The 21,737-nt window shown below is 41.2% G+C and carries 17 protein-coding genes and 5 tRNA genes; 13 read left to right on the forward strand and 9 right to left on the reverse strand.

What is annotated here, in order from left to right; all coding sequences use genetic code 11:
* Positions 1-170 precede the first annotated feature (170 nt).
* Entirely contained in the window at positions 171-434 is a 264-nt protein-coding gene (locus tag GY065_RS04820; RefSeq protein WP_174833270.1) for a DUF1289 domain-containing protein, read from the forward strand.
* Between the two features lie 49 nt (positions 435-483).
* Positions 484-1,359, forward strand: coding sequence for an EamA/RhaT family transporter (locus GY065_RS04825; RefSeq protein WP_174833271.1), 876 nt, complete (start codon positions 484-486; stop codon positions 1,357-1,359).
* 54 nt (positions 1,360-1,413) lie between these two features.
* Here GY065_RS04825 and prfA read toward each other — a convergent pair whose 3' ends face one another.
* Entirely contained in the window at positions 1,414-2,496 is a 1,083-nt protein-coding gene (gene prfA, locus GY065_RS04830; protein WP_084554327.1) for a peptide chain release factor 1, read from the reverse strand.
* Between the two features lie 91 nt (positions 2,497-2,587).
* Positions 2,588-3,850, reverse strand: coding sequence for a glutamyl-tRNA reductase (gene hemA, locus GY065_RS04835; protein ID WP_174833272.1), 1,263 nt, complete (start codon positions 3,848-3,850; stop codon positions 2,588-2,590).
* A gap of 190 nt (positions 3,851-4,040) precedes the next feature.
* On the opposite strand from hemA, the gene pdxH reads away from it, so the two are divergent.
* A complete protein-coding gene (gene pdxH, locus GY065_RS04840; RefSeq protein WP_174833289.1) occupies positions 4,041-4,673 on the forward strand; it encodes a pyridoxamine 5'-phosphate oxidase in 633 nt (210 codons plus the stop codon).
* 14 nt (positions 4,674-4,687) lie between these two features.
* On the opposite strand, the gene GY065_RS04845 is transcribed toward pdxH, so the two are convergent.
* Positions 4,688-5,497: a lysophospholipid acyltransferase family protein gene (locus GY065_RS04845; RefSeq protein WP_174833273.1), complete on the reverse strand. Its 810-nt coding sequence runs from the start codon at positions 5,495-5,497 to the stop codon at positions 4,688-4,690.
* A gap of 6 nt (positions 5,498-5,503) precedes the next feature.
* On the reverse strand, positions 5,504-6,331 hold the full coding sequence (mutM, locus tag GY065_RS04850) for a bifunctional DNA-formamidopyrimidine glycosylase/DNA-(apurinic or apyrimidinic site) lyase (protein ID WP_174833274.1): 828 nt from the start codon (positions 6,329-6,331) through the stop codon (positions 5,504-5,506).
* Positions 6,332-6,662: 331 nt separating this feature from the next.
* On the opposite strand from mutM, the gene GY065_RS04855 reads away from it, so the two are divergent.
* From GY065_RS04855 to GY065_RS04890, 8 genes are all read left to right on the forward strand, one after another.
* Positions 6,663-9,512, forward strand: a complete 2,850-nt coding sequence (locus GY065_RS04855) for a tetratricopeptide repeat protein (RefSeq protein WP_174833275.1) — start codon at positions 6,663-6,665, stop codon at positions 9,510-9,512.
* A gap of 199 nt (positions 9,513-9,711) precedes the next feature.
* Positions 9,712-10,329, forward strand: a complete 618-nt coding sequence (lolB, locus tag GY065_RS04860; protein ID WP_174833276.1) for a lipoprotein insertase outer membrane protein LolB — start codon at positions 9,712-9,714, stop codon at positions 10,327-10,329.
* 15 nt (positions 10,330-10,344) lie between these two features.
* Positions 10,345-11,193 (forward strand): 4-(cytidine 5'-diphospho)-2-C-methyl-D-erythritol kinase, encoded by an 849-nt coding sequence (ispE, locus tag GY065_RS04865; protein ID WP_174833277.1) that lies wholly within the window; start codon positions 10,345-10,347, stop codon positions 11,191-11,193.
* Between the two features lie 10 nt (positions 11,194-11,203).
* Positions 11,204-11,279: transfer RNA gene (locus tag GY065_RS04870), tRNA-Gln, on the forward strand.
* Between the two features lie 19 nt (positions 11,280-11,298).
* Positions 11,299-11,374, forward strand: a tRNA-Gln gene (locus tag GY065_RS04875).
* A gap of 30 nt (positions 11,375-11,404) precedes the next feature.
* Positions 11,405-11,480 (forward strand) — tRNA-Gln (locus GY065_RS04880).
* A gap of 557 nt (positions 11,481-12,037) precedes the next feature.
* Positions 12,038-13,024 (forward strand): ribose-phosphate pyrophosphokinase, encoded by a 987-nt coding sequence (locus tag GY065_RS04885; RefSeq protein WP_100115887.1) that lies wholly within the window; start codon positions 12,038-12,040, stop codon positions 13,022-13,024.
* A gap of 62 nt (positions 13,025-13,086) precedes the next feature.
* On the forward strand, positions 13,087-13,659 hold the full coding sequence (locus tag GY065_RS04890; RefSeq protein WP_037391835.1) for a 50S ribosomal protein L25/general stress protein Ctc: 573 nt from the start codon (positions 13,087-13,089) through the stop codon (positions 13,657-13,659).
* 384 nt (positions 13,660-14,043) lie between these two features.
* Here GY065_RS04890 and rnr read toward each other — a convergent pair whose 3' ends face one another.
* A complete protein-coding gene (gene rnr / locus GY065_RS04895; RefSeq protein WP_174833278.1) occupies positions 14,044-16,377 on the reverse strand; it encodes a ribonuclease R in 2,334 nt (777 codons plus the stop codon).
* Between the two features lie 87 nt (positions 16,378-16,464).
* On the opposite strand from rnr, the gene GY065_RS04900 reads away from it, so the two are divergent.
* A tRNA-Leu gene (locus GY065_RS04900) sits at positions 16,465-16,551 on the forward strand.
* Between the two features lie 579 nt (positions 16,552-17,130).
* Positions 17,131-17,217: transfer RNA gene (locus tag GY065_RS04905), tRNA-Leu, on the forward strand.
* Positions 17,218-17,407: 190 nt separating this feature from the next.
* Here GY065_RS04905 and GY065_RS04910 read toward each other — a convergent pair.
* From GY065_RS04910 to GY065_RS04925, 4 genes are all read right to left on the reverse strand, one after another.
* The gene (locus tag GY065_RS04910; RefSeq protein WP_174833279.1) at positions 17,408-18,709 is read right to left on the reverse strand and encodes a threonine/serine exporter ThrE family protein; all 1,302 of its coding nucleotides are present in this window, start codon (positions 18,707-18,709) and stop codon (positions 17,408-17,410) included.
* 214 nt (positions 18,710-18,923) lie between these two features.
* Positions 18,924-19,145: a hypothetical protein gene (locus tag GY065_RS04915; protein ID WP_174833280.1), complete on the reverse strand. Its 222-nt coding sequence runs from the start codon at positions 19,143-19,145 to the stop codon at positions 18,924-18,926.
* A 451-nt stretch (positions 19,146-19,596) separates the two neighbouring features.
* Complete coding sequence (locus tag GY065_RS04920) at positions 19,597-20,223, reverse strand: hypothetical protein (RefSeq protein ID WP_202984035.1); 627 nt, start codon at positions 20,221-20,223, stop codon at positions 19,597-19,599.
* A gap of 2 nt (positions 20,224-20,225) precedes the next feature.
* Positions 20,226-21,737: RHS repeat-associated core domain-containing protein (locus GY065_RS04925; protein WP_180214767.1), on the reverse strand; the 1,512-nt coding region annotated here is incomplete at its 5' end.

The raw sequence follows: 21,737 nt of genomic DNA on the forward strand, positions 1-21,737 counted from the left end.
CTGCTTTTCGTGGAATTTTTAGCAAAATCAGATGTTCTGTCAGTATTAAAGAGGCTGACTTACATCTGTGTATGTGTCATAGTTAACATTTTTCCGGTGTTATTCCGGCTGGGTTATTTAAGGCAATCTGTTGTAATTGTGGTATTGAAGAGGGATGCAAAACCTAGGCAATGGAACAGTTAGAATTTTTTGTTATTCCCAGTCCCTGTAAAGGTGTTTGTGAAAGCAATCATAAGGGATATTGCAAAGGCTGTCTGCGCAGCAGGGACGAGCGTCTTTACTGGTTACGTATGTCTGATACTCAGAAACAGTATGTGCTGCGTTTGTGTGCATTGCGCCGGCGCAAGCTGGAGCAAATGCAATCACAACCAGCAGACCAGACAGAACAAAATCTGATTGAGCAAATATGGCTACAGGCAGATTTTGATTTTTAGTTTTTAATAGCTGATAAGTCAGTTCTTAAATTTTGATTTTGGGGGAAAAATGCATTTTCTGATTATTAGTATTCTATGTAGTGTCTCTGTGTCAGTATTACTGAAACTGGCACGCAGAAACGGTGTTAATATTGCTCAGGCCGTAGCGATTAATTACCCGGTAGCTGCTGCCTGCACCTGGTTTTTTTTACGTCCGGATTTTTCTGACTGGCATACTTATACCAGACACTGGGTTATTTTTCTGGCTTTAGGTCTTGCTCTGCCGCTCGGCTTTATTGTGCTGGGGCGGGCTATCGAACAGGCGGGAATGGTAAAAACAGATGCTGCACAGCGCCTGTCGCTATTTATACCTATAGTAGCCGCATTTGTGCTCTTTGGAGAAACTTTAAGCACTAACAAAATTATTGGAATTGCACTGGCACTGATGGCCTTGCTTGCCTTGCTGTACCGTGAGAATCCGGCTAAAAGCAAAGTAAAAGGCGATTTTTTAAGTACCGCCGGCTATTTATTCGGTGTGTGGCTTTGTTATGGAACAACAGATATTCTGTTTAAACAGATATCGAAAAGCGGAACAGCTTTAGCACCGACTTTACTGGTGTCTTTTGTTCTCGCTGGTATTCTGATTATATGTTATCTGTGTCTACGCAGAACAGTCTGGAATGCGGCCAGTATTCTGGCAGGTCTGATACTGGGTGGTTTGAATTTTGCCAATATTCTGTTTTACATTCTTGCACATCAGTATTTTCAGCAAGATCCTTCACTGGTGTTTGCCGGTATGAATCTGGGCGTAATAACACTGGCCACTATTATTGGCGCTTTTGTGTTTAAAGAAAAAATCGATGGCTTGAATGCTGCCGGAATTGTACTGGCGATTGCTGCAATCTGGTTTCTTTTGTATGGCAGCAAGCTTAATTCTTTGTTGTAGCCGATTTATATTGAAAAGCTGTTCTGAAATTCAGAACAGCTTTTTTTGATGAGCTTAGCCGGCATTACTTAATTGTGCCAGCTGCTGAGCCTGATGCTCGGCAATTAATGCCTGTGTCAGCTCAGATAAATCACCATCCATAATAAAATCCAGTTTATGCAGAGTAAGATTGATGCGATGATCGGTTACTCTGCCTTGGGGATAATTATAAGTTCGAATACGTTCACTGCGGTCGCCGCTGCCAATCAGGCTTTTACGTTCAGCAGCCTCTTTGGCATGAGCAGCATGTTTCTGCTGTTCATACAGTCGGGAGGCAAGTACTCGCATTGCCTGTGCTTTATTGGCATGCTGTGAACGCCCATCCTGACACTCCACTACCATACCCGTTGGTAAGTGAGTAATACGTACGGCAGAATCCGTCTTGTTAATATGCTGACCACCGGCACCGGAGGCGCGGAAAGTATCAATGCGTAAATCGTTCGGATTGAGCTGTACTTCAGCCACTTCATCGGCTTCCGGCATAATGGCCACAGTACAGGCTGAGGTATGGATTCTGCCCTGACTTTCTGTAGTTGGTACGCGCTGAACACGATGGCCGCCAGATTCAAATTTGAGCTGACTGTAAACATTCATGCCTGCAATTCGTGCAATCACTTCTTTATAGCCACCCAGATCGCTTTCACTGGCGGATACAATTTCTACCTGCCAGCCCATACGTTCTGCAAAGCGGGTATACATGCGCAATAAATCGCCGGCAAATAAAGCTGCTTCATCACCACCGGTTCCGGCACGAATTTCTATGAAAATATTCTTATCATCATCTTCGTCTTTCGGTAACAAAAGTTTTTGCAACTCGCCATCCAGCTGAGTAATCTGATTACGGGCAGTATTGATCTCTTCAGCCGCAAATTCTTTTAATTCCGGGTCTGCCAGCATTTCTTCTGCGGCAGCTAAATCAGTTTCTGCCTGTGTATACCGGCGATAGGTTTCTACTACCGGTGTAAGCTCGGCATGTTCACGGGTAAGGCGACGATATTCGTCAATATTGTTCGTGACATCAGGAGAAGCCAGCAAAGCGGTTACTTCTTCCAGACGCTCAGTCAGGTGCTGTAACTTGTCTATCAATGAAGGTTTCATCTGGTATTCCGTATTAAATAAAAGCTATCAGTCCATTGAGACTGTATTAAATATATAGAGTTAAGGATTATGAATAAATTGGAGGCAGTAGCTAATGCTGCTGATTTTTTCCATGCAGCTGGTAAATCTGACAAATGGCCTCGGCCAGCTCAGGATATTGCTGACTGTCTTTATTTAAAGCTCGGGTAGGTGCATGCAAAAGGCTATTGGTTAATTCACGGCTTAAACGCTGCAATACTTCTTCAACAGGTGTACCTTTACGCAGACGGCGCAGAGCTTTATTGACTGCTTTGCTGCGCTGCTGTTCACCCTGATCGCGCAATTCACATATTAAAGGAACGCTGTTGCGTGTCTGTTGCCATGCAATAAATTCAGCAACTTTGCCTGCAACCATTTTTTCAGCTTCAGCTGCAGCCTGTTGCCGTGCTGCCTGACCATGCTGCACAATATGCACCATATCATCAACACTATACAAATACGCATCGTTCAGTTCGCCTGCTTCGGCTTCAATGTCGCGTGGTACGGCCAGATCAAGCAAAAACATCGGCATGCCGCGCCGCTGCCTGAGTGCGCGTTCTACCAAACCTTTACCAATAACCGGAAAAGGGCTGGCAGTAGAAGAAACAATTACGTCGTATTCAGCCAGAATTTCAGGTAAAGCAGTTAATATGCGTGCATCTGCTTCGCAGCTTAATTTCTGACATAATTCCTGAGCTCGTTCCAGCGTACGGTTTAAAACAGTCAGGCGCCGCGGGCATTCTGCGGCAAAATAGGTGGCCACCAACTCAATCATTTCACCGGCACCCACCATTAAAACATTCAATGCCGAAATATCGGGAAAAATTTGTGCGGCCATTTTGACTGCTGCCGCTGCCATGGATACAGAGTTTTCGCCGACTGCACTTTCATTGCGAATTTCTTTAGCTGCTGCAAAAGTTTTTTCAAACAGAGCATTCAGCTGCTGATGCAGCGTATGCCGGCTGCGGGCAACGCGTACGGCTTCTTTTAATTGTCCGAGAATCTGCGGTTCACCTAAAACCATTGAATCCAGTCCGCAAGCCACCCGAAAAGCATGCTGCACAGCCTGTTTATCATGGAATTGATATAAATAGGGAGCAAATTCAGATAATGGCAATTGATGGTAGTCGGCCAGCCATTGTATAGCTGTGGTTGCATTACCAATACAGTAAATTTCTGTACGATTACAGGTAGACAGAATCATTGCTTCTGCTATTTCTTCCTGACTGCCAAGCGCAGTCAGTGCTTCTGCCAGTTCTATGGCAGGGAAAGCCAAACGTTCACGTACAGAAACTGGCGCAGTTTGGTGATTAAGTCCGATAACGGTTAAAGACATACTACCTGAAGTAATTTGCGTTTGCCCGCTACCGCGGGTAGGATAATTGCCAGCCAGACTTTATATTCTATATAAATATAAAGTTATTAAATCGGGCAATTATACGCTATCAGTGCTGAAAAAGCAGTAAATCATGCCTGAGAGTGATGTAAATAACTTTTTTCGCATGCATAAATAAAGAATGAAGAATCTGGATTTACACGATATTCGCGAGGATTACAGCCAACAGTCACTTAGTGAAGCTGATTGCTGTGAAGAGCCTTTGGAGCAGTTTCAAAAATGGTTAATGGCTGCCATGCATGCCAAAGTAAATGAACCGACAGCTATGAATGTTGCTACTGTTGATCAAAACGGACGACCTAATTCACGCATTGTGCTGTTAAAAGAAGTGACAACGGAAGGCTTTGTATTTTTTACTAATTATCATAGCCGTAAAGGTCGTTCTTTAAGTCTGAATCCGCATGCGGCACTCACATTTTTCTGGCCGGAATTGGAGCGTCAGGTACGGGTGGAGGGAAGCGTACAACAATTACCTACAGCAGAATCAGATGCCTATTTTCAGTCCCGGCCTTACAGCAGCCGTATTGGCGCATGGGCTAGCGAACAAAGTGCCGTAATTAATAGTAAAACCGAGCTGATGGCGCGCGCAGCAAAACTGGGAGCAAAATATTTGTTCAATGTACCCAGACCGCCGCATTGGGGCGGATATCTGGTTAAACCTGAGCTGGTAGAATTCTGGCAGGGAAGGCCAAGCCGTTTACATGACCGTATTCAGTATACACGACAAAATAATCTCTGGATTAAACAGCGCCTATCGCCTTAAACATCTTTTTGTGCCTATATTGAATCGGAAGTTGAAGGTGCGGTTGCTGTAGCCGGACTGTCCATAAGAACTTTGTTTTGAATAAAATCTTCAGCCTGAGTTTTCAGGCTGAAACGATCATTTGTTTTGTTTTCAGCAATATTCAGCAACGCAGAAAAATCTACTTTTACTATAATTTCCGGCATAGATACTATATTCCACAGACTACGAAATAAACTGGTTTTGCCGGCAAATGCTACTTTAGATGTACGCTGTCCCTGAGGGTTGTAATAGCGCATGGCTACTGCCATCACGGGTGTATCTGTATCAATTGCTGCCTGAAACAGCGCTGCTTTAAATGGCAGGGTAGTCATTCCCCCAGATGTATATGCTTCGGGAAAAAACAGGACGTTTTTACCTTCATGTAATGCCAGCACTATGGCTTTGATAACCGGATTAATATCTTGCCTCGACTGACGATTAATATAAACAGTACCCCCGTTTGTGGCCAGTCTGCCGATTACCGGCCATGATTTGACACTTTGTTTGGCAATAAAACCACCAGGGATATAGGACATTAATACGAAAATATCCAGCCAGCTAATATGATTGGCTACAGTAAGCCAGGGCATACTTGCTGTGTTTGGTAAGGATTGTTCAGAGTTTACCTTTACGTGCAGAATATCAAGTAAATTATGTGCAATTGAAATTAATTCCTTATTTCGCTCTGTTTCATTCAGGGTCTTAAACCGATTTACCCGTCTGATTGTCTTAACCAGCCATACAGCCAGTCTGAAAATACGCGAAAAACGGGTAATTAAAGAAGTATGTTCTGATTTTGTCATTTTTATTTATCGTTTTTTCTGGCATAGAGGACAATAAAAACTGCTTCTTTGTCCTAAAACCATTTTTTCAATCGGATGCCCGCATTGCGGGCATGGTTCTCCGGCTCGCCCGTATACCTGATGTTGTAGCTGAAAATAGCCACTTGTGCCAGCACTATTTACAAAATCTCTTAAAGTACTGCCACCGGCCGTAATGGCCTCCTGTAATACCTGTTTAATTTCTGCAGTTAATGCACTAATCTGCTGTTTATTTAGCTTCATAGCCGGAGTGGCCGGATGGATACCAGTGCGGAATAATGCTTCGTTAGCATAGATATTGCCTACACCGACAACAATTTTATTATCCATAATTGCTGTTTTAATCGCACGTTTATGGTTTGAAAGTTTTTGTTGCAAATAATCAGTATTAAAATCCTGGCTGAGTGGTTCAGGCCCGAGGTTAACTAATAAAGGATGTTGTTCAATGAGTCCGATAAACCATAAAACAGCTCCGAAACGTCTCGGGTCATGAAATCGTAAGAGCGTACCATTACTGAAATTAATATCTACATGATCATGCTTTTGTACCGGCGGTGCAGTAAAGTCAGTAAAGACGCGTAAACTGCCCGACATACCCAGATGAATAATTAATGTACCTGAAGCTAATTCAATCAGCAGGTATTTAGCTCTGCGTCTGACTGATAATACTTTTTCGCCGCCAAGCTGTTTCCCAAGATTATCTATTATCGGCCAGCGTAAACGCGGCTGACGCACTTCTACCCTTGAAATAGTTTGATTGACAATAAAAGGGGCGATTCCGCGCAGCGTTGTTTCTACTTCGGGTAATTCGGGCATAATTTATTTATATTCTTCAGAATAGAATCGTTACAATAGCATCATGAAAATAAAATTTAAAGCACATACAGTATCCGTTTTAATTAGATAAAATTGGCATAGGTCATACGCAGCTAAAATTGTCTGTGTTAAAGTAGCAAATTATTTTACCCTTATAGTTTATTCTTTAAACGGCTGCAAATTTTATCGTGCCAGTTAAAGTATTTAATAACTTAACACGTATTGCCTAATAGACCGCGATTAGTAAAAAATTTCCTGCACAAGTACAGAATTGTTATTTATTTATGATTCAGTGTCTACGTAAACTGATTTGCATATATGGAGAAGTTTAATGCCTCATTGGATTCATCGTATTACCCCGATTGTTTTAAGTTTAATGGCTGTACATATGGCCAATGCCAACAGTGTGTCAGAGCAGCATAAACCAGTACCATTGATTCAAACTAAAATTGAGCGGATAAATAATCAGATTACAGCACCGGATGATGCAGCTTCGCTGCAACGGCGTCTGGCTATTGCCGGCCGTGCCAATGATATTTTTACTTTGTTTGCTAATGAACTTATTTATTCTGGGGGTAAAACTGATTTCGCTCTGACTGCAGATATGCGAATGCTTGAGCATACACAGGAACCGGAGGTAGCTGAACGGGCAATGGAAATGGCTCTTGATGCAAATAAAATCACTGAAGCGCAAACCATTGCCAATCGCTGGCAGCAAATCGAGCCGACAGAGACGCCGATCAGACAGCGTTTGCTGTTAGAGCTGGCTATTGCCAAAAATGATATGCCGCAAGTACTGAAAAATACAGATGCAGTTTTATCTAATGTTAATGATTATCAGCTGCGCCGGTTGTTTTTAAAACTGGCACAGCTGCGGGTAAATAATCTGAATGCCACTGATGAATTGAATGCACCGATACACAAAACAGCAATTTTACATCCTCAAATGGCAGAAGCGTTAATTGCTGATGCCATTTATGGTGTAACCGGTTCACACAAAGAACAAACTATTAAAGCATTGCAGTCATTGGTTCGTCTGGATACCGATATTTTTCCGGCCAGTCAGCTGACACTAAATCTGATTAACCTTAAGCAGCCGCAATATTTACTGGATTTCTATCAGCAAACCGGTGTAGATACTATGCCGGCTAAATGGCAAAGTCTTTATATAGAGTTGCTGATTAAAAATAATCAATTACAACAGGCATATCAGCTTATACAGCCGTTACTTGAAAACAGTAAAAGCGCGGATCTGTATTTGCAGGCGGTTTATCTGGCTGTCAGTCAGAAAGCTGCTACAGATACCATTGCCTCATATGCAGATAAAATTGTCGAACTGGGTGATCCTACTCAGCGCAGTAAAGCAGCCATGATGGTGGCTATGCGCTATTATGATGAACATAATTTGCCGGCTTCCCGTACATGGGCAACTAAAGTCAATGACCCGCAGTTTTTCTTTGACCAGGCACTTATGATGTGCTCACTTGAGGCTGAAGAAAAACACTGGAAAGCAGCTCAGCAATGGCTGAATAAAGCTCAGACAACTAAAACACCGGCAGGTACTTTTTTCAGCGCTTCGGATTTACTTCGTCTGCAAACATTTATAAATAGTTCTTCACTCACCAACCAGAAATATGAACAATATCTGAATAGAGTGATTAATGAAGCAGAACATGGTGATGCCAGAGCGCAGACAGTAGATGTTCCGCCGTTATTACTCCTGCGCGGACTATTGTATGCAGATAATCTTAATGAGCCAGTAAAAGCAGTAGCAGATCTGCGCCGGTATGTGAAAATGCGGCCTAATCAGGTGGAAGGACTTAATGCACTGGGCTACACCTTATTAAGCCTGCCTAAAGATAACTGGCAGGAGGCTCAGCAATTGCTCGAGCAAGCTTATGCATTAAGTAGCCAGTCTCCGGCAATTAATGACAGCCTTGGCTGGGCTTATTTTCTTAATGGTGATGCAGAAAAAGCGTTGCCTTTACTAGAGTATGCATTTCATAATCAGCCGGAGAGTGAAGTGGCTGCCCATCTGGGTGAAGTTTACTGGCAGCTGGGGCGTGAGGATGAAGCTCGTCAGATATGGGCTCAGGGCTGGATTAATAAAGCCAGTGATCATAAGATTCTGAGTGAAATATTGAGTAAATATCAAATCGTTCCGGCCAGTCTGCCCTTAGCTACAGCGAAAACAGCAGAAACTCAGGCTAAGGCAGATGTCTATTTGCAACAGGCAGCAGTTTTATTTAGCAACGGAACCAATGAACCGGCTTTGATTGAAAATATTAACAAAGTTATTCAGACAGGTAACAAACTTCAACAAAGCCAGGCAGCACTTCTCGCTGCAACTCATTATTTTTCTAATCAGGATATGACCTCTGCACGTAAGTGGCTAGATAAAGTGACTGATAATGAATTAGCCAGAGATAAAGCCTATCTGATGGGGATGATTGAAGTAATCCAGAATAATATACCGGCTGCAAAGCAGTGGTTAGATCGGATGAATCAGAATAAAGAATCACCTGTTTCCGATGATATCGATACCATTATGTTATCAGTTTCAATTGATAATAAAACCCTTGATCCGAAAGCTTATGTGCAAAAGCTTACACAGATGCTAAAAGATGCAGACAAAAAAACTGTTACATCTGAAGATAATAATACAGACCTAAAAGCATTCCTCCTGTATTCGCGAGCAACAGCTTATAGTGACAAATTGGATCAGCCGAAAAAAGCAATAAAAGATATTCGCGCTTTTATTGAATTAAAACCTGATGATGCGGAAGGATATAATGGGCTAGGCTATACTATGCTGAGTATGCCAAAACGCTACTGGGCAGAGGCTTTATCGATTTTGCAACATGCAAGTCAGCTGGATAATCAGTCCTGGGCGATTCAGGATAGTCTGGGGTGGGCCTATTATCTGAATAACCAGCCTGAAAAAGCGTTACCGCTTTTACGCTCAGCCTATCAGATTCGGCAGGAAAGTGCCATTGCAGCACATCTGGGTGAAGTATTGTGGCAGCAAGGAGAGCAGGAACAGGCGCGCCAAATCTGGGCACAGGGATTGGCTAATAAAGACTCAGACCAGAAAGAATTACAGCAAATTTTGAAGAAATTTAATGTAAATCCGTCGACTCTTACAGTAACTGCCACACCGAAGACACAAAACAGCAAATAATTAATAGTTACTGATTTTGATGCAGAATTATTGAAATTGATTGGAAAAGCTGCCGTATGCACTAGTATAAACGGCAGCTGATTATTTATTTTAAAATTGTAATTATAAATTTAACTTTATATTGTAGATACAGTTACTACTTCTAACATTACAATAATCACCATTATTGAAATTAAAGCGAAAAATGATATATTCATATTTGTATACAAAAAAACGTTATCTGGCTGTAGTTATTTTTAGTTTGGCTTTAAGTGCCTGTGGCAGCCTGATACCGGACAGAATAACATCAGCATCAGACTGGCAGGCCGGTAATGAAAATGATGTTTCCGGTTTTGACAGTTCCGGACGTCTGGCTATCAAGGATCAGGGTAAAGGAAGCTATGCAAATTTTAGCTGGCAGAATACCGGTATGGTACAAACAATTGAAGTCAAAACACCATTGGGTAATAGTGTAGGGGTTTTATGTACTGATAGCTCAGGAGTAATTGCAGAGGACAGTAAAGGGCAGGTAATTACTGCAGCCAGTATTGAGGAATTAAGTCAGCGTATGCTTGGTTTTGAGCTTCCGTTTGATCATTTAAATCAATGGGTGCAGGGATACTGGATTACAGGTGAGCCTTATCAGTTATTGCCCGACGGCAAGCTTAAACAGTCTGGCTGGATTATCCAGCGTCAGCAACAAAACGGAAGCCGTAATCCACGTATTGTACTGTTAAATAATGCACGCTTTAATATCAGACTGGTGTTTGATGAATATACAGATACTGATGAGAGTCCGAAATCAGCACAATGCGAATTGCGTCAAAGATTATCCTGATTAATTATTTAAAATATGAATAAATCTCCAGCAGCTGATGCACGGCATTTTCTGGCGCCGGCTAAGCTGAATCTTGATTTGAGAATCGTCGGACGGCGCGCCGACGGCTACCATTTACTTGAAAGCATTTTTACTCTGATTGAGCTGTATGATCATATCTGGTTCAACGTAAATCAAACAGGCTGCATAAAGTTACATACGCCAACTGACGGCATTACTGAAGAACAGGATTTGTGTGTACGTGCAGCCCAGTTATTATCCGGCCATACCGGTACTGAATACGGAGTAGATATCTGGCTGGAAAAACAGATTCCTGTAGGTGGCGGACTAGGTGGCGGCAGTGCGGATGCGGCAGTCGTATTAATGGTGCTTAACCGTTTGTGGCAGCTTAATCTGAGTAAGACAGAGCTATTACAGCTTGGCGTGCGCTTAGGTGCAGATGTACCGTTTTTTATTTTTGGACAAAGTGCATTTGCCCGCGGCATTGGTGAGCAATTAAGCCCGATATCTTTGCCAAAACAATGGTATGTGATTATCAAGCCCCCGGTGCATGTCAGTACGCCGAAAATATTTGCACATAAAGACTTGACACGTGATTCCAAGCCATGGATAATGCCAGACTTCCAAGCAGGACAGCACTGGCGCAATGATATGCAGAGCGTTGTTTTAGCTGAGTATCCAGCAGTAAAAGCGGCATTTGATGTTTTGGCTGAATACGGTTCACCAATGATGAGTGGTTCTGGTGCATGTGTATTTTTGTCATTTAATTCTGAAAGTGCAGCAAAAGCTGTTTACAATAAAGTTTCTTGTGCGCATCAGGCATATTGTGTTGCTTCCCTGACGAGGCATCCGTTTTATCAATGATGTGTGTAGTTGGGGAGTCGTCAAGTGGTTAAGACACTGGGTTTTGATCCCAGTATGCGTAGGTTCGAATCCTACCTCCCCAGCCAGTTGCTTGATAAAGAGCATTGGGGAGTCGTCAAGTGGTTAAGACACTGGGTTTTGATCCCAGTATGCGTAGGTTCGAATCCTACCTCCCCAGCCACATTTCGAGCAAACAGGCAGTAAACCCTATTGGGGAGTCGTCAAGTGGTTAAGACCCCGGATTCTGATTCCGGTATGCGTAGGTTCGAATCCTACCTCCCCAGCCAATTCAGATAAGCGTGTAAGTTTACTTACACGCTTATTTAATGTGTAAATGACAAATTGTTATTTTAGGGCGCGTGTTGATGCCATAAGTGATATAATTTGTCTAAATTTCAGACGGGCAGGTTCCAGTCGGAAAACAGGCATAAATATTGTAAGTTTGTATTATTGTATTCACTTTTTAGTGATACATAGCGTGATTGAGTCTGCAAAAATGTAATACAGTTTTAATCATAGTAATAGAATAGTGTTACTATTTTGCTGTATTTCTATTAAATATCAGTAAAATAATTGATTAAATCTGTTTCAACTATGATACTTGCAGCTATTCAGTACAGACTGGAAATATTTTTTAAAGAGGTGATCATTGCTTTTGAGTTTAGAAATAACGTAAACGGGTTAACAACGAAATGAGCACAAAATTTCATAACGTTGAAAGCCATTACTTGTTTATATGACAGATACACTACAGCGTAAGTGGTGATATGAAAGCCTTGGATTAATGTTTAATCTACCTCACACAAATCAAATCAAACCAAAACAGGACTCAGGTACAACAGAAATGGCAGCATACGACAGTTTGATGGTTTTTACCGGCAATGCAAACCCGGAACTGGCAAATAACGTGGCCAGACATTTGGATATTTCTCTGGGACGTGCTTCAGTTGGAAAATTTTCTGATGGCGAAATAGCAATTGAATTACTCGAAAATGTACGTGGTCGTGATGTATTTATCGTACAGCCTACCTGCGCACCGACTAACGATAACTTAATGGAAATCCTGACAATGGCTGATGCACTCAAGCGTGCTTCAGCCGGACGGATTACTGCAGCCATTCCTTATTTCGGTTATGCACGCCAGGATCGCCGTCCGCGTTCAGTACGTGTGCCGATTTCTGCCAAACTGGTAGCCAATATGCTGTATTCTGCCGGTATCGACCGTGTACTTACAGTTGACTTGCATGCTGACCAGATTCAGGGCTTTTTTGATATTCCGGTAGACAATATTTATGCTACACCCATTCTGGTGCATGATATTGAAAAGCAGCGCATTGATAACCTGACAGTTGTCAGCCCTGATATCGGTGGTGTAGTGCGCGCCCGTGCCGTAGCAAAAACACTGGGTACTGATCTGGCTATTATTGATAAACGCCGGCCAAAAGCCAACGTGGCAGAAGTAATGAATGTAATCGGTGAAATTCAGAATCGTACCTGCCTGATTATTGATGATATGATTGATACAGCAAATACCTTATGTAAAGCTGCATCAGCATTAAAAGAGCGCGGTGCGGAACGCGTGCTGGCTTATGCTACTCATCCGGTATTTTCCGGAGCAGCGATTGAGCGTATTGCTTCATCAGAAATCGATCAGGTTGTAGTCACTGATACTATTCCTTTATCTGAAGCCGCACAGAAATGTGAACGCATTCGTCAGGTGAGTATTTCAGGCCTGCTTGCAGAAACTGTACGTCGTATCAGTAACGAAGAATCTGTGTCATATCTTTTCAATGAAGATGTGGCCATACCGGGAGCAATGTTCCTCCCTTAATACCCCCAAGCCGTCTTAAGCTGGTCGCGGCCGATGACGGCATTATCAACTTTGGAGTAGTTATGTCTTACGAAATTAAAGCAGAAATCCGTGAAGCTCAGGGCACTGGTGCGAGCCGCCGCCTGCGTCGCGAAGGTAAAGTACCGGCTGTATTGTACGGTGAAGGTACCGAACCGGTAGCCATTACAGTAGATCATCGTACTTTATGGTACGCACTGGAAAAAGAATCTTTCCATACTGCTATCATCAAACTGGATGTTAATGGCAAAACCTACGACGTTATTGTACGTGATTTCCAGATGCATCCGTTTAAACAACAGGTACAGCACATTGATTTCCAGGCCGTTGATGCAAATAAAGCCATCAATATTCGCGTTCCGCTGCACTTGCTGAATGCTGCTATTTCTCCGGCAGAAAAATTGCAAAGTGGTCGTGTGTCTCTGCTGGCTACCAGCGTAGAAGTAAATGCTTTACCGAAAAACATTCCGGCTGTATTGGAACTGGATGTTTCTACCATCAGTGCCGGTGAAATTCGTCACCTGACCGATTTAGTGCTCCCGGAAGGTGTGACCAGCGTTGCGTTAAATCGCAATGAAAATCTGGCTATTGCTTCTGCTACAGGTAAAAATAAATAAGCAGTACAGATCAATACCTGCATCTGATTAATATTTTACCTAAAAGTAAAATGCCATTGAAAACTGAAGTCTGTAGTAACAGACTTCAGTTTTTTTATAGTAACCAGAGTAATAATTCCTAAATTTAAATAATTGCAATTTAATCTATATATTAAAAAATAAAGTTAAATTTGAAAAATCAGAAACAAACGGCCTGTACAAGAGAAACATATAAAAATATTTTATTTCATTAAAATTACTTTTTATAAAATAAGTAACGCATACTGATTATTTTATAAATGTGTTATTGGCATAAAAATAGTCAATAATATAAAAAAGCTTTCATCTGAATCAATACAGATAAAAGCCTTTTTAGAAATTAATTTAATCAATTATAAAGCAGCATCAGGACTTTTTACGGCCTGGTTTTTTGCGTGAACCATTACTACGTGACTTCTGAACGGCAACAGTTTTTGTTTTGTTTGACTTGGTTTTCTTACCAGGTGCTTTGCGCGGCTGTTTAACAGTGGCTTTAAGCTGTTTCTGAATATTTTGCGCATTATTTGTCCGGCGACGCTTACCACTATTTGTGCTAATCAGCACCAAATCAATCCGGCTTGTATCCAGATCCGCGCGAGCAACTTTGACTACAACTTTATCACCCAGCTTAAAGCGGATACCACTGCGCTCTCCGACAATGGCCAGCATTTCAGGATGATAATTAAAATAATCTTCACCCAGATCGCTGATATGAACCATACCGTCAATATAAACATTATCTAAAGTAACAAACAAACCAAAATTTGCCATACCGGAAATCGTACCGGAAAAAACCTCACCAATTTTGTCCTGCATATAGTAAGTTTTAAGCCAGTTTTGCACATCGCGGCTGGCATTATCAGCTCTACGTTCTGCCAGTGAACAATGCACACCCAGTTCAGACCACGACTTTGGCTGATATTGTTTGTGCTGTAAAATGGCCTTAATGGCTCTGTGAACAGTCAGATCAGGATAACGCCTGATTGGTGAAGTGAAATGTGTATATGCCGGATAGGCCAGACCAAAATGGCCAATATTTTGTGGTTCATAAACCGCCTGCTGCATTGAGCGTAACAGCATAATACTGATTACATTCTGATCAGGCCGTTCTTTGATTTTTTCGCTTAGTTCTGCATAATCTTTTGGAGTAGGGCTATTACCGCCATTTAGGTGTAAACCAAGTAGCGATAATTGCTCACGTAAAGTATTCAGACGCTCACTGGTCGGACCGGCATGATTACGGTATAAAGCAGGATGTTTATGATGCTTGAGAAATTCTGCAGCACAGACATTCGCAGCCAGCATACATTCCTCAATCAGACGATGAGCTTCATTGCGCTCAACCGGTATAATACGTTCAATTTTACCCTGCTGATTGAACAGCATCTGTGTTTCTATACTTTCAAATTCCACGGCACCACGCTGCAGGCGTTTTTTCAGTAAAATCTGATATAGCCGGTATAAACTCAGTACATGTGTTTTCATCGGGTCATCAAACTGGTCATTACTAATCCAGTCCCATGCCTGTGTATAGGTAAGCCGTGCATGTGAACGCATTACCGCCGGATAAAATTCATAACTTTTAATATTGCCTGCATAAGTAATCACCATATCGCATACCATGCAAAGGCGATCTACATTCGGATTAAGGGAACAGATGCCATTAGATAAATTCTCCGGTAGCATCGGAATAACCCGCCGTGGAAAATAAACACTCGTAGCACGTTCCTGTGCATCCTGATCAATAGCATCATCAGGATGGACATAATGGCTAACATCAGCGATAGCAACTACCAGGCGGTAATTACGACCAATTTTTTCTGCATATACCGCATCATCAAAATCGCGTGCTGTTTCGCCATCAATAGTAATAAGCGGCAGATCACGCAGATCTTTTCGGTTTTTTCGCTCATCAGCTTTAACATGATCAGGTATTTTAGTGGCCTGAGCCATACAGGCCTGACTAAACTGATAGGGTAAATGATGTTTGCGTACTGCAATTTCAATTTCCATACCACTGTCAGCATAATCACCAAGAATTTCTGTAACACGTGCCACAGCTGCCTGAGTTGCATTCGGATAGGACTCAATTTTTGCTACCAGAACCTGACCGGCTTTAGCTTTACCCAAAGAGTCAGGCTGTAGCACAATACTTGCTCCCAGACGTTTATCTTCAGGCACCAGCATAGCTATGCCATGTTCAATTGTGAGTCGTCCTACCACATCTTTATTAGCTCGTTCGATGACATCCAGCACCTGACCTTCACGCCGCCCGCGACGGTCAGAACCAGCCGGTCTTACAGTGACAATATCTCCGTTCATTAACCCGCACATCTGGCGAGCGTAGAGTACAAAATCACTACCATCAGCAGGGTTTAACGGTACAGCAAAACCAAAGTCATCTTTGTGTACTTCAATCCGGCATTTAACCAGTGCCAGTTTATTGGCTACACAAACGGCACCGCGGCGATTAATTAGAATCTGTCCGTCTCGTGCCATAGCATTTAAACGGCGCTCAAAAAAAACTATTTCTTCATTAGTAATATTAAGTTTCTGTGATAATTCAGTCATTTTGACCGGAATACCGACTTTATCCAAAACAGCAATAATCCATTCCCGGCTGGGTAAAGGTTTGGAATAACGTTGTAATTCACGTTTTAAATATGGATCTTGATGGCGCAAATCTGATTTTTTTTTCATAGAGTATTGACAATCTCTTTAGAGAATATATAATGCACTTCCTTAGTTAAAGACATACTTTAACTGAAAGTTGCAATATATGCAAAAGCCCAGGTGGCGGAATTGGTAGACGCGCATGGTTCAGGTCCATGTGCCAGCAATGGTGTGGAAGTTCGAGTCTTCTCCTGGGCACCAAGTTATTTTCTTTATCTAGTAATAGACTTCAATCTTCAAAATTTCTTTCCAAAAGCAGTTCAGAATAGTTTTTACTGCAGACTTTCACAAAAGCTTATAAACCTTATAAATTTTGAATATCTGTATCTTAAAGATATACTTTCACATCGGTACAATTGTTTTAAATTAATAAAAATTATTATGACGGACTATATAGCGAGGGCTAAAGCTATAGCGAAGTATACAAATATAAATAATTACATTAATTCCAACTTAAGAGAAGAGAAGGGTTCCTCGAACAGGCTGGGTTGAATAACCGTATTCATAATCGATTTTATTTATTAAAGTGGTAAAAAATAAATATCTTTAAATCTAATACTTAATTAAGAAACCTAAATAAGCTAAATTTGCTAAGAAATAAACTTGAATAAAAGCAATTTAGTAAAGAAGTGATTACTATTAAGTCCAGTTTTCTTTGCTGGTAAATACTTTTCTTTGATAATCAATAGTTATAGTCTGATGTACTAGTAATACTGTTGACAATCTTGGCCAAAAATATATAATGCACAACTTCACAAGCACAACGGTGTTGGTGAATAAGCCCAGGTGGCGGAATTGGTAGACGCGCATGGTTCAGGTCCATGTGCCAGTAATGGTGTGGAAGTTCGAGTCTTCTCCTGGGCACCAGAATTCCAAAAAAAGATATCTAATATTTAGATATCTTTTTTTATTTTATAAAACTTAAAATCACTAATAGTCATTTTTTAGAGATTTGCAGATTAGCATAAAATTTGCATACTCAATCTGCATTTGACTTATTAAGTCAAATATCAATTTATTTTGTATCAAATATATAAATAATTTTCAAAATAAAAAACTATTTATGTTCCGTAGCAGGGAGCTGATTAAATGCCCATTCTTTATCCGTGCATACCCGTGCGAGTACTAAGCCTAATGGTAAAGCCAAGACAATAAGCATCGCCTGTGCTCCCCAGTTAATAGCATTAATAATATCGTTTTGCTGTAAAAAATACATAGCGCGAAACATATAAATGCCTGGTACCATAATACATACTGCCGGTACCGATAAAGCAATACGCGGACATTTACTATGGTGGCTAAAATAAAATGCACTGATACCGACAATAAAAGCTGCTATCAAAGAAGCTGCCTGAATAGGTATATTAGTCAGGTCTATCATTTCCAGCCGTAAAGTATTGGCATACATGCCGATAAAAGCAGTCATTAAAGCAGTTTTTACCGGACTGTTAAAAAGTAGGGAAAAACCAAGTACACCAAAAAAGCTGGCAATCAGACGAAAAAAAGCTGTCCATACCGGGTAGAGATTAGGCGAAAGCATAGCTTCCGGTGCCATATGGATTCCGGCTGCAACTACCCATGCAGCAAAAGTGGCGCAAAAAATTACAGTTATGGCATAACCTACACGCTGAATACCAGATGAAAAATCCAGTTTGGCTAAATCCAGCACTCCGGTTATCAATGGAAAGCCGGGTATCAGAAACAGCATAGAAGCTATATAGCCGGCAGTATGCTGAATATTTACTTTCAGCAAAAGATGGCTACCGCCAATAATCAGAAAATACACACTAGAAGCTACAGCAGCTGCCAGCATGGTGACAACAAACTGATTCAGATGTTTATGTAACAGGGTTTTTCTTAGCGCCTGGCCAAAACCAGAGGCAAAAAATACACCCAGCATTTCAATTAAACCACCACCGATTAAAAAAGTAAAAGATGAACACGCAACCGCAGCAAACAAAGCTGACTGCCGTAAACTATATAGGGCTGGTTGATTTTCAATTTCTGACAAAGATTTATCAAGAAAGCGAATCAGCTCGCTTTCACTCATCTGCTGATAACGAGCCTGTGTATCTATCAGCAGAGTTTCAAGCAATTGGATATTATTCGTATTAATTCCAACACCTTGAATCGTGGTAACCTCAGTTTTAAACTGTTTACCATTACGGCAGGTAGAGTTGATTTCAGTAAGCGTAATATGTGCCTGATTTTCCACACCGAGCATATAAGCAACATGACGCATTGACTGTTTAATGCGATAACTCCCGGTACCTGCTGCCAGACAAATTTTACCAACGCGTAAAACCAGATCCGATTTGATATTTAACTGAAGCTCATCAGAAGAAAGAGGCAAAGACATAATACTTTTTTATAAAAATAGTAGGCAAGTATTATAACGCTTGTAAGTAGGTGTTGCTAAATAAGAAATTTTATTTAATTCACTACCGGCTACCGTAGCAAATAAATATATTTGGCGTTTCAGATTTAATTATCTTCTAAAAAATAATTATTAAAATATCTCTTAGTCAAATAGTTCTAAAATAATCAACCCCATGATAATACGTTATATATTATTAATTGAGCTCTTCAGGCTTAATTTCTGGATGTTCTGTAAATAATGGAACTAGTACATCAAAGTACATTTTACCTAACATTACTCCTACAGCACGTCTATATTCATTAAATTCTTCCGCAGAACAGCAATTTTGAGCCTTAATTAATGATTCATTCAGTTCCGAAGTTATATTAAGCATTAAATCTGTCACTTCTTTTGCAAATTTTCGATCTTTTATCATATTTATATACTTTTGAAGTATTGAAAAAATTAAATGTGTATTCTGATACATGCAATTATAAATTGCTCTGAACCAGAACAAATAGATTAAAAATTACTGTTTTAACGATTGTAAATAATAAATTAATTATTAATAAATAAGCAATTTAAATTAGACCGGACTTAAAATTAGCTAATAAAATCAGATTATTCAGACTATCAAAAAATAATTAGTGCAAAAATTTTAAGTAAATTAATGTTTTGCAAACAATTATGTTTATTTGTGCTACTAGATTGTCAGAATAAAAAATCAGCAATAGCTATTTTATTTGGATTTTATTACACGTCTTTGGCCACAAAATAGGCAAAGGCATGATTAGTTAAATAATGCCCATTTTTACCATGTTAGTCTTATTAAATTAAAAACTGGCAGGAAAAGATTTTAATATTTTCACCCATAAATTATATATTATTTAACGATAAGGCTCAGGCAAGCGTCTTGTTAAAGGGCGAAGTTTTTCCCTGTCATCCCATAATTCTGGGAAAACCTCAAACTTCAGATCATCACGATTTATCCCAGTATCAAAATACCGACAAAGGCGATCTCTTAAATCGCCATCACCCCACATACTAGTCAGTTCATATTTTTCAATAAGATCACGATCCTCAGGTAAAGTTAAATCTTCTTTTATAATTGGTGCATTTGTTATACCTTTTTCCCCATTTGCACCATTATCTATCAATTTTCCTCCTAAAAATACAAAGCTAAAATCTCCCTTATAGTGGTCACCATTATAGTGGTCACCATCCATAATTGTATATGGTTGAATCCAATACCTTTCATAAGGTTCAGAGCTGGGAATTACAGTCGGAGATTTTATCTTACTGTGAATTAAGTATTTGTTAATTATTCTTCCCACAAAAACCGTAAATAATGGCTTTACATTATTTAAATCAACATCATTCCATATTCCATCAGTATTGGAAATATCATAGAATCTCATTGCAGAGCTAGCCAACATTTGCCCTATTGTATATAAGTCATCGCGTAACTGGATATTAACCAGATCATTTTTTTTCCAAACAACACGTTTAGCCATAATTAACATTTCCGTCTTTTTTTAGCTGAAAGATGCTTGTCAGCGGCGTCAAGATAAGTTTTTCTATTAGCATTATTCTTCCCGACAGGGTTTTTTTTATTTGCAGTACCTCCAAGACGTTCATACTTTTCGTAATATCGCTGTTCTAAACCACGAGCCGTATTTTTACCAGATTGACCATAACCATCGTAAATGATTGTAGGCATCTCGTCAAACCGACTAAAATCATTTCCATAGCGATATTTCAATACAGCTATCGGATCTTGTCTTCCCTGCATACTGGCATAACCTATATAAACTTTACCAGTTTTAGCATCAATACCCATATATGTAATATGTGTTGCTGTCTTCGGATTACCAGCAAGACCCCACGGATCAATCCACCCCAACGGATTAGGCGCATACTGATAAAGATTCAAGCCACCGGCTAATCCAATCGGGTCAGGCTGAGTAAAGCGGCCTGTATCCGGATCGTAGTACCTGAAAGTATTGTAGTGCAGTCCGGTTTCTCTGTCTAAATATTGTCCCTGATACCTCAGGTTCTGTTGTATCTCTCTATGGGCAATCTCCTGTATCGGTTTACCCCATAGCTGGTATGAGCATTCCCAGACGATTTCACCGGCTTCATCCGTCAGCTCCTCCGGCATGCCGTTCAGGTCGGTATGGAAGTAGTAGATGTGCTCTTGCTGATTACCGTTTCTGTCTATCCGCGCCAGCGGTTCATAGCTGCCCTCATCAGTATACAGATACAGGCTCTGCCGTTTGTCTGCGCTACTTTCCTGAATCATCTGCAGCCCGTCCCACAGGAAGGTGGTGCGGTTGCATGGCTTACCGTCACGGTCCAGCCGGTGTTTTTCAATCCGCCGGCCGAGGGCATCGTAGACGTAGCCGTAGCGTTCAGTATGGTTCAGCTGTTCGATACGTACTTCGGTCAGGCGGTGTTCGGCATCGTAATGGTAATACTGGGTACCGCTGGCGGTTTGTTTGCTGTGGGTACGTCCGTGTTCGTCGTAGCTGTACTTCAGTCCACGGAAGCTGAGCAGCTGATTAAAGCGGATCAGGTTCTGATTGATTTCTTCTTCACCGCGTCTTCTGTCCAGCAGGTTGGCCGCAGCATCGTACTGCAGGGTTTCCCAGTACGCTTCGTTGCGGCAGCTTTCGATGCGGCCGGTTACGTCGTAGCGGTAATCACTTTGTCCCTGTCGGTTGTGTTTTTTGCTTACCAGCCGGTCCAGATTGTCGTAGCTGTAGCTGCGGTCTAATATGGTATCCGGCAGGATGCCTGCTCCCGGACGTTTGGTCTGTTTGCCGGTCAGGCGGCTGGTGCGGTCGTATTGAAAACTGGTATTCATTTTGCCCTGGCTGCGCAGGGTTTCCCGGTGCAGGTGGTCGCGCTCGATGTCGCTGATAATTTGACCGTCCAGGTTAATCTGGTGCAGATGGCCGGAACCATAATACAGTTTGTTGATGGTACGTCCGTCCGGTAGGGTGGTGGCGATGCGGTTGCCCAGTTT

Origin of the sequence: Snodgrassella sp. ESL0323, assembly GCF_013346865.1 — a bacterium.
Classification (GTDB): Bacteria; Pseudomonadota; Gammaproteobacteria; order Burkholderiales; family Neisseriaceae; genus Snodgrassella; species Snodgrassella alvi.

Coding starts and splice junctions, on each gene's coding strand:
- GY065_RS04820 (WP_174833270.1), top strand. CDS start 171: ATGGAACAGTTAGAATTTTTTGTTATTCCCAGTCCCTGTAAAGGTGTT.
- GY065_RS04825 (WP_174833271.1), top strand. CDS start 484: ATGCATTTTCTGATTATTAGTATTCTATGTAGTGTCTCTGTGTCAGTA.
- prfA (WP_084554327.1), bottom strand. CDS start 2,496: ATGAAACCTTCATTGATAGACAAGTTACAGCACCTGACTGAGCGTCTG.
- hemA (WP_174833272.1), bottom strand. CDS start 3,850: ATGTCTTTAACCGTTATCGGACTTAATCACCAAACTGCGCCAGTTTCT.
- GY065_RS04845 (WP_174833273.1), bottom strand. CDS start 5,497: ATGACAAAATCAGAACATACTTCTTTAATTACCCGTTTTTCGCGTATT.
- mutM (WP_174833274.1), bottom strand. CDS start 6,331: ATGCCCGAATTACCCGAAGTAGAAACAACGCTGCGCGGAATCGCCCCT.
- GY065_RS04855 (WP_174833275.1), top strand. CDS start 6,663: ATGCCTCATTGGATTCATCGTATTACCCCGATTGTTTTAAGTTTAATG.
- ispE (WP_174833277.1), top strand. CDS start 10,345: ATGAATAAATCTCCAGCAGCTGATGCACGGCATTTTCTGGCGCCGGCT.
- GY065_RS04885 (WP_100115887.1), top strand. CDS start 12,038: ATGGCAGCATACGACAGTTTGATGGTTTTTACCGGCAATGCAAACCCG.
- GY065_RS04890 (WP_037391835.1), top strand. CDS start 13,087: ATGTCTTACGAAATTAAAGCAGAAATCCGTGAAGCTCAGGGCACTGGT.
- rnr (WP_174833278.1), bottom strand. CDS start 16,377: ATGAAAAAAAAATCAGATTTGCGCCATCAAGATCCATATTTAAAACGT.
- GY065_RS04910 (WP_174833279.1), bottom strand. CDS start 18,709: ATGTCTTTGCCTCTTTCTTCTGATGAGCTTCAGTTAAATATCAAATCG.
- GY065_RS04915 (WP_174833280.1), bottom strand. CDS start 19,145: ATGATAAAAGATCGAAAATTTGCAAAAGAAGTGACAGATTTAATGCTT.
- GY065_RS04920 (WP_202984035.1), bottom strand. CDS start 20,223: ATGGCTAAACGTGTTGTTTGGAAAAAAAATGATCTGGTTAATATCCAG.